The sequence below is a fragment of the Sphingobium sufflavum genome (assembly GCF_021403115.1).
In the GTDB taxonomy this organism is placed as follows: Bacteria; Pseudomonadota; Alphaproteobacteria; order Sphingomonadales; family Sphingomonadaceae; genus Sphingobium; species Sphingobium sufflavum.
This window is the reverse complement of sequence record NZ_JAJSSH010000005.1, coordinates 1-12220: the sequence shown is the minus strand read 5'-3', so window position 1 is coordinate 12220 and position 12220 is coordinate 1. Positions and strand designations below refer to the sequence as shown.

The 12220-nt window shown below is 61.5% G+C and carries 13 protein-coding genes; 3 read left to right on the top strand and 10 right to left on the bottom strand.

All coding sequences use genetic code 11. The features are described from left to right. Nucleotides 1-45: 45 nt before the first annotated feature. On the bottom strand, nt 46-945 hold the full coding sequence (locus tag LWE61_RS09135; protein ID WP_234149754.1) for an SMP-30/gluconolactonase/LRE family protein: 900 nt from the start codon (nt 943-945) through the stop codon (nt 46-48). Nucleotides 946-1178: 233 nt separating this feature from the next. Next, nucleotides 1179-1580, bottom strand: a complete 402-nt coding sequence (locus tag LWE61_RS09130; protein WP_234149753.1) for a nuclear transport factor 2 family protein — start codon at nt 1578-1580, stop codon at nt 1179-1181. A 189-nt stretch (nt 1581-1769) separates the two neighbouring features. Here LWE61_RS09130 and LWE61_RS09125 point away from each other — a divergent pair, with 189 nt between their 5' ends. After that, entirely contained in the window at nt 1770-3038 is a 1269-nt protein-coding gene (locus tag LWE61_RS09125; protein ID WP_234149752.1) for a cytochrome P450, read from the top strand. Between the two features lie 29 nt (nt 3039-3067). Here the strand turns inward: LWE61_RS09125 and LWE61_RS09120 are convergent, their stop codons facing one another. The 8 genes from LWE61_RS09120 to LWE61_RS09085 form a co-directional block, all read right to left on the bottom strand. Then, nucleotides 3068-3877 (bottom strand): SDR family NAD(P)-dependent oxidoreductase, encoded by an 810-nt coding sequence (locus LWE61_RS09120; protein ID WP_234149751.1) that lies wholly within the window; start codon nt 3875-3877, stop codon nt 3068-3070. Nucleotides 3878-3940: 63 nt separating this feature from the next. After that, nucleotides 3941-4696 (bottom strand): SDR family NAD(P)-dependent oxidoreductase, encoded by a 756-nt coding sequence (locus LWE61_RS09115; RefSeq protein ID WP_234149750.1) that lies wholly within the window; start codon nt 4694-4696, stop codon nt 3941-3943. Between the two features lie 42 nt (nt 4697-4738). Continuing rightward, nucleotides 4739-5506 carry an SDR family NAD(P)-dependent oxidoreductase gene (locus tag LWE61_RS09110; protein WP_234149749.1) on the bottom strand — a complete coding sequence of 256 codons (768 nt, stop codon included), beginning with the start codon at nt 5504-5506 and terminating at the stop codon, nt 4739-4741. A gap of 94 nt (nt 5507-5600) precedes the next feature. Then, nucleotides 5601-6356 (bottom strand): SDR family NAD(P)-dependent oxidoreductase, encoded by a 756-nt coding sequence (locus tag LWE61_RS09105; RefSeq protein ID WP_234149748.1) that lies wholly within the window; start codon nt 6354-6356, stop codon nt 5601-5603. 4 nt (nt 6357-6360) lie between these two features. Further along, nucleotides 6361-7317 carry a hypothetical protein gene (locus LWE61_RS09100; protein WP_234149747.1) on the bottom strand — a complete coding sequence of 319 codons (957 nt, stop codon included), beginning with the start codon at nt 7315-7317 and terminating at the stop codon, nt 6361-6363. 88 nt (nt 7318-7405) lie between these two features. Then, entirely contained in the window at nt 7406-8626 is a 1221-nt protein-coding gene (locus LWE61_RS09095; RefSeq protein ID WP_234149746.1) for a sulfotransferase family protein, read from the bottom strand. 29 nt (nt 8627-8655) lie between these two features. Then, a complete protein-coding gene (locus tag LWE61_RS09090; protein ID WP_267961666.1) occupies nt 8656-9450 on the bottom strand; it encodes an SDR family NAD(P)-dependent oxidoreductase in 795 nt (264 codons plus the stop codon). 71 nt (nt 9451-9521) lie between these two features. After that, on the bottom strand, nt 9522-10877 hold the full coding sequence (locus LWE61_RS09085; protein WP_234149744.1) for an NtaA/DmoA family FMN-dependent monooxygenase: 1356 nt from the start codon (nt 10875-10877) through the stop codon (nt 9522-9524). Nucleotides 10878-11150: 273 nt separating this feature from the next. Between LWE61_RS09085 and LWE61_RS09080 the strand changes: the two genes are divergently transcribed. Further along, entirely contained in the window at nt 11151-11846 is a 696-nt protein-coding gene (locus LWE61_RS09080) for a TetR/AcrR family transcriptional regulator (RefSeq protein ID WP_234149743.1), read from the top strand. Between the two features lie 130 nt (nt 11847-11976). After that, nucleotides 11977-12220 (top strand): transposase (locus LWE61_RS09075; protein ID WP_234149742.1); only part of this gene is annotated, 244 nt, incomplete at its 3' end.

The following is a 12220-nucleotide window of genomic DNA, read 5'->3' as shown; positions in this document are numbered from 1 at the left end:
GATTGTAATGGCCATCGCGGCGGACGCGGTGAGTGGCCTTTGACCCTACCTCAGCTTAAATCGGGGTGGTGAGAAGGCCATGCCGGGCGTGTCGGACCGACCGCGAAACAGGAAGCTGTTGTGCCCTGTCATTTCGCCACCCTCCTTCAGTGTGTCGCCGCCATCGGAGGGGACCGAATTGAAATAATAGTCGCGCAGGTCAGGACCGCCAAAGCGGACCTGCGTGATGGAGCCGCCACCGGTTTCCAGTTTCGACAGCTCCGTGCCATCGGGCGCCATCCGGGCGAAATAGCTGGATCGAAAGCCGGTGATCCAAGCGTTACCATCGGCATCGAGGGCCATGCCGTCGGCATCCTCTTTTGCCAGTAGCATGCGCTTGTTTTCCAGAGTCAGGTCGTCGCGAACATCGAAGACCCAAGTGCCATGGAACGTGTCGTTGCAGTAAAGCCGCTTGCGCGCGGCGTCATACATGATGCCGTTGGTAAAGCCGATGCCATCGGCAAGCTTGATCGCCTCCCCATCAACCGTCAGGCGATACAAGGCGGTGGGGCGGGTGGCTTCGCCCTTGATGACCATTTCGATGTCGGTGGTCCCGAAGAAGATGCCGCCTGTGCCATCTGGCACCATCTCATTGATGCCGCTTATCGGTTGTCCGTCCAGTTCGGACAGCAGCCATCCCGACGCACCCGTATCGGGATTGTTCCACATGATGCCACCCTCGCCGGTGGAAAGAACCGCGCCGTCGGCATTGACGATGATCCCGCCCGTCCACATCCGCTCTTCGTTGAAGGATGTGACCTTCGTGCCATCGGGCTTGATGCCGTGGATGCCGCCTGCGATGACGTCGCTATACCAGATGATGTCGCGCGCCATATCGATGGCGAGGCCTTCCAGATATGTGCCGGATGCCAATTTCACGAATGAATCCACGGTCTGTTCTGCCATGACTGCGTTCCTCTCTCCGAACGGTTTTATACCCGGCGTGAATGGGCGATAGCGTCCCCCCGCAGGAGGCGCCATCGCCCTGAATTAGGTGGTTATGCCCCGCCCTATTTGTCTTGCTTCGCGCATTTTCCGAGCCGGCAGATGATGTCATCTGCTGCGAAAATGCTCTGGTGTCGGCGCAATGCGCGTCGGGTGCGGGCGGTATGCCCAAGGGACGCGAGCGCCGCCAAATTCTATTGCTGGCTCATCAATGTGTAGTCCCGACGTGCGAAGCGCCACTGACCGTCTTCACGCATAAATTCGTCCGCATAAATGCCCACCATTTGCGTCTGTCCTCCGCTGACCAGAGTTATGATCTCGAATACGGAGGATGTCGCTTTTGCGGTGTCGCCGGACAGGTGAATCTCGCCGACTTCGTTGAAGGCCGACACCTTGCTGAAATTGGTCCATGTCGCATCCCACGCGCCGAGCAGGGCCTGCCTGCCGGTCAGTTCGAAGTGCGGTGTCTTCCAGCTGCCATTTTCGGCCCAGCAGGAAAGCCATGTGTCACCGTCCTGCTGCGCGGCGGCAAGGGCGTAGCGACCATAAAGCTCGCGGATGAGAAAGCGATCTTCGAAGCTGCTGTTGTCAGGCATTATCCATCATCTCCATATTGTGCGAAGCCGGCTTGCTTGCTTGCCGCAGACCATTGCTCCGCCGCATAGTGCATGCTAACATAATGACGAACAGGGGTGCTGGCCACAGAAAATTTGGTCGCCTCCTGATCCTGCCGGTGAACGGCAATAGAACAGCCATCCGATAGGGTGCAGAAAGGTGAGGGGATGATGCAGAAGGTGGAACCCGATTTTTTCAGCGATCCGGCGGTGATCGAAAACCCCCGATCCTATTTCGACCATATGCGATCCAAGTGCCCGGTCGCGCGTGAAGGCTATCATGATACGGTCATGGTGACAGGCTTTGCGGAGGCGACGGAGATATTGCGCGACAAGGATGGTGTGTTTTCCAACGCCTGCTCGGTCGTCGGCCCCATACCGGGTCTGCCGTTCGAGCCGCAGGCGCCGGACATACGGGCTAGCCTGGATGCCCATCGTGCGGAGATGCCCTGGGCGGATCACCTCGTCTGCATGGATGGCAAGACGCATACGGACCATCGCGCGCTTCTGCTCAGCCTGCTGACCTACAAGCGGCTCAAACAGAATGAGGAGTATCTCCACAATCTGGCCGATCGGTTGATCGACGGGTTTATCGCGGACGGTGCCTGCAATCTCGTCCCGGCCTATGCCCACGCCACGACCACCTATGCCATTTCGGACCTGATGGGCATCCCGGTGGAGGATCGCGCTGAACTTCTGGAACTGATCGGCGCGCCGCCCAGCCAGGTGGATGGCGATGCGGTTCACAAGGTCGGATCAGACCCGCTGATTTTTCTCAAGGAGCGCTTCGATGGCTATTTGCGGGATCGGCTGGCGACGCCGCGCGCGGACCTGATGACCGAACTGGTCCATGCAAAGTTTAGGGATGGATCGCAGCCTGACTTCGATGCGCTGTCTGCATTGGCCCGCTTTCTCTTCGGGGCGGGGCAGGACACGACATCCCGGCTGATCGCCATGGCCGTCCTGATGCTGGCGGAAGAGCCGGGGTTGCAGGCGCGGCTGCGAAGCGACCCGGCAAGAATCCCGGACTTCATCGAGGAGGTGCTGCGCTATGATGCGCCGGTCAAGGTCGCTTATCGCCTTGCGCTGGTCGACACGAAGGTCGGTGAACTGGATATAGCCGCAGGCACGATCCTGACGGTGGCACTGGCCGCAGCCAGCAATGACCCGGCGCATTTTGAACAACCGGAGCGGTTCGACATCGACCGCCCGCATGTGCGCGATCATATGGGTTTCAGCCGGGGTGCTCACGGGTGCTTGGGTGCGCCGCTGGGCCGGATGGAATCGCGCATCGCTATCGAGCGCTTGCTGGCGCGGACATCGGACATTCGCTTGTCCGACGCCCATCATGGTCCCGCTGGCGACCGGCGCTATCGGTTCGAGCCGACCTATACGTTTCGCAGTCTGGCCGATCTGTACGTTGAGTTCACACCGGTCTGAACCGGCCACCGGTCATGCTGGCGAATGGCTCAGGCCGTTTCGCCAGCATCGACCAGCAATGTGCTGCCCGTCATGAACAGCGACATGTCGGACGCGCAAAAAAGTACGGCCCGCGCAATATCGTCAGGCACGCCGACGCGGCCGAGCATGGACGTGAGGGTGGCCGAAATCTCCGCCCGTACCCGATCCGGCAGCTTTGCGAGGGCCGCCGTATTCCCTTCCGTCTCGCAAAAGGTGGGGGCAACGCCCAGCACGCGGATGCTGTGTGGTGCCAGTTCGATGGCAAGCTGTTTGTTCAGTCCCCGCACCCCATGTTTGGAGGCGACATAGGCCGACACGCCCGGTGCCACGCCCTTGAAGCCTGCCGTCGACACGACGTTGACGATGACGCCGCTGGTTCCCGCGTCGATCATGCGGCGGGCCGCCTCCCGGCAACTGACGAAGACACCGCGCAGATTGACCTCCATGACATCGTTCCAGACCGCGTCGGTCATGTCGAGTAGCGGGATATTGGGATAAAGACCGGCATTGTTGACCCAGATGTCGAGGCCACCCAGATTCTGCACTGCCAGATCCGCCGCCGCCATGATGGAGCCGCTATCCGAGACGTTCAACGTCGTCGCGATAACGTCCACGCCGTAGCGCGTGCTGATTTCGTGCGCAGCCGCCTCTGCCTGGTCGAGATTGAGATCGCCGATCAGGACTGACGCGCCGGCCTCGGCCAGTCGCCGGACCATCGCCTTGCCCAATCCTTGTGCACCGCCAGTGACGACGGCCCGTCGACCCGCGAGCGAGATGAGTTCGGCAACGCTGTTTTGCGAAACATCGGCAATGGCCATGGGATTGGTCCTCGGGCGTTATGGGGCGTACATGGGGGAGAAGGGCAGGGGGCGGTGCGCGCGCTACATGGCCGCGCCGCCATTGACGCCCAGCACCTGTCCCGTGACATAGGCCGCATCGTCAGACGCGAAGAAGGCACAGGCGGCGGCGATTTCTTCCGGCTTACCCAGCCGCGGCACAGGGTAGTTGGCCACGATGTCCTGATAGGGAACGGGAAACAGATCGCCGTCGATAGCGCGCCGGGCCATGGGCGTATCGATGAAGCCCGGCGACACCGAATTGACGGTGATGCCCCTGGCGCCCAGTTCCACCGCCAGAGAGCGAGTCATGGAGATCATGGCGCCTTTGGTCGCCGTATAGAGCGCCATGTTGGGCGCGCCGAGCTGTGCGCCAAACGCCGACAGGTTGACGACCCGGCCCCAGCCTGCGGCGATCATGTCGGGCAAGACGGTCTGGATCAGGAAGTAATTGCCCTTCAGGTTGACCGCCATCACCCGGTCCCACACATCCTCCCGAATATCGGGGAAGGGACAGAAATTTTCGATCGCGGCATTGTTGATGAGGACAGTGACCGGCCCCAGCGCCGCGCGCAGGGTCGCGACAGCCGTTTCGACCTGGCTACGGTCCGATATGTCGGCTTTCAGCGCCACGGCCTTGCCACCGGACTCCACGATTTGGCGCGCCACCGCGTCGGCGGCATCGCCGTCGATGTCGAGCACGCCGACAGCCATGCCGTCGCGCGCCAGTCGCAGGCTGGTCGCCTTCCCCATGCCTGCGCCACCGCCGGTTACGAGTGCGACCTTCTTCAAATCTGTCATATCGGTCCTTGTCTTCAAAAGATATGCCCGTGCGCGGCGCGGTTACAGCATGGTGGCGCCGCCTTCGACGCCGATGGTCTGGCCGGTGACGAAGTCGGACTCGTCGCTGGCGAGGAAGATGGCGGTCGGCGCAATGTCCTCGGGCGCGCCGAACCGGCCCATGGCGACCTTTGCCAGTTCCTGCTCATGCGTCTTGCTCTCCTCCAGATACCAGATCGCCTTGGGCGAGAGGGCGGAGGGGAGGATGGTGTTCACGCGGATCTTGTGCTTGCCCCATTCGCGCGCGCCGGTCTTGGTCAGCGCGCGGATTGCCTCCTTGCTGGCTGCATAGGCGAGGAAGCCCGGCTCACAGCGAATGCCAAAGCTGGACCCCATGTTGATGATGGAGCCGCCGCCCTGATCCCGCATGTGGGGAAAGGCCAACTGCATTAGTTGCAGCGAACCCATGAAGGCCGACTGTATGTCGATCAGGCAATTTTCTTCCATCCTGGGATCTTCGAGCGGCAGATAGTCGGTGAAGCTGTGTGCGTTGTTCACCAGCACATCGACGCGGCCCCATTCGGCAATGGCACGGTCCACGGTCTGCACCGCATGCTCCCGGTTTCCTGCAAGAGCCTCTACAGCGATGGCTTCGCCGCCATCGGCCCTGATCTTGCCCACGACGTCATCCAGCTTGCTGGCCGTGCGCCCGGTGATGACCAGCTTTGCACCCTGACTGGCAAATCCGCGTCCGATAGCCTCGCCGATGCCCTGTCCGGCGCCGGTGACAATCGCGACCTTGCCCTTCAGCCGCTCTCCGATTCCGCTCATGGCCTTCTCCTGCATATCTGTGTTCGTCGGTTTGGTAGCAACAGGAGCGGGGCCGGTCAATCATGCCGACGCCACTCCCCCGGTCGAATGTGTGTCAGGGGCAACAGCCGCCATTGACGCCCAGCACCTGACCGGTGACATAGGCAGCGTCATCGGTGGTAAAGAAGGCGATGGCGGCAGCCGCCTCGTCCGGGCGCCCGACACGCGGGATGGGGTAGGTGGCGACGATCTCCTCATAGGCGACCGTAAACAGCGCGCCGTCGATGGCACGCTGCGCCATGGGGGTCAGGATGAATCCCGGCGAGATGGCGTTGACCGTGATTCCCGCCGCCCCCAGTTCCACGGCCAGCGACCGGGTGAGGACCGTGACGCCGCCCTTGCTGGCGGTATAATGCGCCATGTTGGCCGCACCGATCTGCGCACCCAGCGCGGTCAGGTTGACGATCCGCCCCCAGCCTGCCGCCAGCATGTCGGGCAATATGGCCTGGGTAACATGATAGATGCCCTTGAGGTTGACATCCATCATATGGTCCCATGCGGCGCCATCGATTTCGGCAAAGGGTGTGAAAGCCTCCACGCCCGCATTGTTGATGAGGACAGTGATCGGCCCGAGATTACGCCGGACCTGTTCAACCGCGGCACCTACCTGTGCGCGATCCGCCACATCGGCCTCGACCGCATGGGCCATGCCACCGGTATCCACGATCTGTCGCACGACCTGTTCGGCGTTGGTGAGGTGGCGTCCGAGCACGCCGACCGCCATCCCATCGCGCGCCAATCGCAGGCATGTCGCCGCCCCAATGCCCGCGCCGCCGCCCGTCACCAGCGCCGTTTTGATGCCGTTCGTCATAAGGTCAAATCCCCTGCAATCTGTCGCGCAGGGTGCATCGCTCAATCAGGCCGATCGTCTCCTCCCCGTCCCAGATGTAACGCGCTGTGCCCTGGTGAAGGATGGAGGTCGCCGCCATTTCGAAATTATGATGGTCGAACATGGTGAGCAAAGTCGTGCCCTCGATGCGGACCCGTCCCCATTCGCTTTCGAGCAGGAGGCTGGCGTCGTCGCCGCTGTCCTGCAAATGCGTCATCCATGGCGCGCTAACGATGCGGGCAGCGATTTTGCGTCCGTCTGCGGTCAGCAGAAATGCCTCGTTGAAGGCATCCGGTCCTTCCGGCCCCGGCGCCATGACGATAGCCCCGAACGCCTTGCCGGAGGGGAACAGCGCGGAATGCTGGCAATGGCCCAAGGCGGCGCCCATGTTCCGCACGCCTTGCCGCCTGACCCGCATGCCGGTGGCGTCTATCGGATATGTCCTGCCGTCGAACGAGACAGTGCCCGTCAGGCGGCAAATCTGTTCATACCGCACCCCGCCCATGAGAGCGCTGGCGTCGCAGGCCTGCATCCGCGCCGCTGCGTCTGCGGACAGGCCACCCATCAGCCAGGGCGGAGCCGCCATTTGGGCTTCTACCGCGAAAGAGAGTGGCATCGTTCGGTCGCTGCGACTGCCCGCTCGTTCCTCTGCCGTCGTGGACTGGTTCGCTATCCCGTCGAATGCGAATGTCCAGCGGCGAAACGGCTCGAGACACTGGATGGCCAAAGGCCCTACGCCCCGAATGGCCGCGTTCCCCGCATCGTCGCAGGCCACGTTCCCAGGCACCTGATCCCAGATGCGCAGGGTGCGTCCGTCCGCATGCACGAAGTTAAGTTGCAGCCAGGGCCTCTCCCAGCTTTCCCCGATGCCGTCGAAGGTGACACGGGGCAGCGCCAGTTCGCCGCCCTGGTCAATCACCCAGATGGTTGCGGAATCCCGCATCCCCGGATCGTGAGGCATTTCCGCGCGGAAATATTCGAAGTCGGGATTCAGCCCGCCGGAAAGATCCCCTGAGTGATTGAGCGCCATGTCAGACCGTCAGCGCGGGGCGAATGCCGAAGCCGAAACCGAACTTGTCGAGATAGGCCCGGAACCGGTCGTTCACATCATCCGCATCCATGCCGAATTCCTCCGGTGAATGTTTATGGACGCCATGTTTGGTGGACGAATGGTCGGCTAGCCATGCGCGGATAGCGGCCCTGTGCTCATACGATACGGTCAGGCCGCTCTGCGCATAGATGCGCTCGACGGTGCGCAACGGGTCCGCCATCATGTCATGATAGGAAATGTCGATGAAACGGTCGTCGCCAATGGCCTCCCGCGCGCGCATGGCCTTGGCGACGCTGGCGGATTGCAGTTCGATGGCCCGCTTGCCCTGCGCTTTTCGGTCTTCGGGCGTGACGGGGTGGCCGCGCAGGCCGAGGAGGATTGACTGCACGCTAGCGAGCGATCCCAACTGTTGCGCCAGGTCGCGGTGGGTCCAGATCAGTTTCGCATCGGTATATTGCGCGGCCAGTTCGGCCATCCAAAGCATATGGTCGGATCCCTTTAGCGCCCAACGCTTGCCATTGTTGCCCCACTGGGCGTGCTGGAGGAAATCATGGTGAAAGCCCATCGCCGCCGTGTGGTCCGCTTCGAGCAGATATTTGCGATAGATTTCGCCGCCCCAGAAGCACCACATCTGCTGGCTGGTACACACCATATTGTTGATGTCGCTGCCGCATTCCGCCAGCGCGCCGGAGCCTTCCTCGATCATATAGGGGTGGGTGATGAAAATGTCCGGGATGAGTTCGAACAACTCCATCATCCGCTTTTCCGCTTCCTCCAGCCGCTCTTTCGACGGGGCGGCCAGCGCGAGAGGGGGAGACGGCTCGCGGCAGATCCAATGTTCCGGCGCCCGCGTCTCGGGATCGAGGCTGAGGAGGGTATGCAGCAGGGTCGACCCGGAGCGTGGTGGCCCCACGACGATCAACGGCGCGATGATGCGCTGCGCGCTTACTTCCGGGTTCGCCTTTCGGTCGGCCACCATCTTGAGCCGACTTTCGAGATGATGGATCAGGAAATCAATCGCGATGGATCGTGCGCGCGGCGTCATCCCGTCCCAGGTTTCGGCACGCAATGATTCCAGAAAGGCATCTAGCCCGGCGTTGCGGGCCGGATCGCCGAAATCGTCCAAGCCTGTGCGCGCCTTGGCGATGGCCAGCAGGTCGTTCGTGCGAGGGCAGGACTGAAAATCGTGATCGCTCTCCATGGGCATTTCCTCATTCATTGGTGATGGGGTCAATGGGATGTCTTCAATGGCGCGGGCGGCTGGAAGGGCGCGGCGTTGGTCGGCCAGGATGCCCGCGCGAACAGCCCGCCATCCAGATGGATGACCTGTCCGGTGATGATCGATGCGCGGTCCGACAGCAGGAAGGTGACGGCCTCGCCAATCTCCTCCGCCGTGCCTGAACGGCCGATGCAATTCTGGGCGCCTGCCACGGCCCCCACTTCGCCCCCCACCACGAAGGGGAGGGTGGCATTGGCCCGGATGCGGTCGCGGCCATATTTCGCGGCGATGAAGCGGGTCAGCGCATTTACCCCCGCCTTGGCGACCTGATAGCCGAACCGGACCTGCCCGGCGACGAGGGAGGCGGCGGAGGAGTTGAACACAAAGGCGCCCCCGCCATGCTCCACCATCGACGGGATCGTGAGCCGGGACAGCAGCAGCGCCCCGTTCAGATTGACATCCATCGTGGTCTGCCAAAGATCCTCGTCGACATCGATGGAGTCACGATCGTTATCGTAGAAACCGGCATTGTAGAAAACGCGGTCAATGGGACCGAAGTGCTGCTGTGCTGCGCTGACAGCGGATTCGGTCGATGCCTTGTCAGTGAGATCGCACTGGATGGCCATGGCCTCGCCACCGGCGTCGCCTATGTCGTTGGCGACCTGATCTATTACGTCGCGATTGCGGGCCGCCAAGACGACTTTCGCTCCCTCTCGCGCGGCGATGGACGCTGTGGCTGCACCCATCTGAGCGCCTACCCCTGCGATAAACAGGACGCGTCCGGTCAATAGGCCTGACTGCGGCATTGTTTCCGCTCCTCTCCGTGTTCGTCATATTGTTAGCAAGCGAGCCACTGCCCGTCAATGCGATGTGTGCGTCATGTATATCGGCGGCATCGAGCAGCGGGATGGGTGGCGGTCAGATGTGCCCCGCGTCCCGCAAACAGTTTTTCGCGCAGGGTGCCGCGCGCGTAATCCTGCTGCATCAGTCCACGCTTTTGCAGGACCGGCACGGCATGTTCGAAAAACTCTTCATAACTGCCGGGCATGACGACAGACATGATCTGGATGCCATCCACGCCGACGGCCTGAAACGCCTCGATCTTGTCGGCGATCATGTCTGGCGTGCCGGCGATCGTATGCGGCTTGAACGCTGTGGTCAGAAAATTCAGGACGGTCGGCTTAACGCCGGGCGGGGCAGCGTTGATGGCAGAAATGAACGCGCCCCTTATGCCGGGAATGGTATCGACCAAATCCTCCAGCCGGGTTTGTGGGTCGAACTGTCCGAGGTCGAGACCGGTCAGGCCGGTCCAATAGGCGATCTGCCCCTCTGCGCTGCGCCAGCCCTCCCATTCCTCCAGCTTGCGGGCGGCCTCATCCTCGGTAGAACCGATGACGAAGGACAGGCCCTGAAGAAACAAGATGTCGTCTGCGGTGCGCCCATATCCGCGGGCAAGATCTCGCACTGCATTGATCTGCTTGGCGGCGCCCTCCGGCGACATGGCGGCGAGAAACATAACCTCCGCATGACGGCTCGCGAAATCCAGCCCGATGGGCGAACCGCCCGCCTGCATGAGCACGGGCGAACGTTGCGGTGACGGCTCCATCAGGTGGTAGCCGTCCACATCAAAGCGCGGACCATGGTGTGAGATGCTGTGTACCTTGCGCGGGTCGGTGTAGATGCCCCGTTCCCGGTCGGCGAGCACCGCGCCATCTTCCCAGGATTCCTCCCACAGCTTGTAGACGACCTCCAGATATTCGTCCGCCCGACCATAACGTTCCTCATGGCTCGGCACGCCGGAAAAGCCGAAAGCGCGATAGGCCCGGTCGTTGGTGGAGGTGACGATGTTCCATCCCACGCGTCCGTCGCTGATGTGATCGAGGGTGGAGACCATGCGCGCAAAGGTAAACGGCGGATGCTGAATAATGGAACTCGTCCACGTGAGACCAATATTCTTCGTCGCTTGGGCGAGAGCGGAGATCAGCATGCTTGGCTCGCCCAGCGGAACGGTGACGGCCATTTCCAGCACAATGTCTTCCGATCCATTGCACGTGCCCGTCATCCCCAGTTGATCGGTAAAGAAGATCGCATCGATCTTTGCCGCCTCAGCCTTACGGACGAGGTGGGTCCACAGATCGAGTTTCTTATATTCGCTCGATCGGGAGTCGGGGTGGCGCCAAGAACCTTGGAAATTGTGCCCAACCGAATCCATGACGGCGAGGGTGAAGATCATTCTCTTGGTCATGATTGCTGCGCTCCGCTTGCAAAGGATGTCGATGCATGAAAATCGTCCGTTGGCCGATCAGAGGGCGAACGGAAAAAGGGAGGAGATGCCCAGCGCCCGCCTGGAGCCGCGAGTTAGTCGCTCGCAATCCATGGGGACTGAATTGAGGGCCACCATCCTTCTCCCGATTTCTGCGCTCCCATCAATGGAAGCTGCGACCCGCGCGATCGCGGTGTGTGTCGACCCAAGTTTGACAGAAAACTGGCTCGCAGGACGTTCGTCATGATGTTAGCAAGTGAAGGTGCTGTCAAGGCAGCAAGTAGCCAGCACTTTACGCTCCACCGTCTGGACGTTAGGAGCAGCGAGCAGGGCGGCGAAAGTATGACAAAAGTGCAATCGACTACAAAACGCCGCATGGCGCAGCCGGGTTCGGCCAATTGGCTCGCCATGCTCGACAGCGCCGAAGCCATTTTGCGAGAGGAGGGCTATGGTGCGCTGAGTTCGCGGGCCGTCGCGGACCGAATTGGTGTAAAGCAGCGTTTGGTCTATTATTACTTCGAGACGATGGACGACCTGATCGTTGCAACGTTTCGCCGCTTGTCGGAAAGGGAGTTGCAGCGCCTCGCCGAAGCCATGGAGACAGATCAGCCCGCGCGAGAAATTTGGGATCTCTGCGTCCATACCAGCGATGCCCGGCTGATCTCAGAATTCATGGCGCTGGCCAACCGCAATCAGGCGCTGCGTGGCGAGGTCATCACCTTCATTGAGGCATCCCGGGAGATGCAGATGAAGGTCCTTAGCAAAGCTGCTGCCAAGTCGGGGATGGGGGGAGCCCTGCCGCCTGCTGTCATCGCGCTACTCGCAACAAGTCTGGCGCTGTCCATGAAGAGGGAGGCCGAACTGGGTGTCACGACAGGTCATGATGACGCCAAGGCGGTCGTCGAGAATTTCCTGCTCCAGACGGAAAAGCGGCCTTAGGCTACGACATTTTCGAAGCAAATGACATCTGCTGCTGCCTTAGAGGCTGTGTCGGAACGCTGATGTAACGGTGGACGATCGAGTTTCGATATGATTCCGAGGGGTTGCGACACCAACCTTGGAAGCCATCATGTGGAACCCGACCGCCCGCGCGCATCATAGCCGTGCAGGGGTTCGCTATGGAAGCGATCTTACCGACGCGGAATGGCATTTGATCGAGCCGTATTTGCCCGCGCCATGCCAATGCGGACGGCGACGGCGTTGGCCGATGCGCGAGATTTTCGAGGCTATTTTCTATTTGCTGCGGGCAGGATGTCCTTGGCGGCTTCTGCCCGACAGCTTTCCGCCATGGCGCACAGTCTACCGATGGTTTT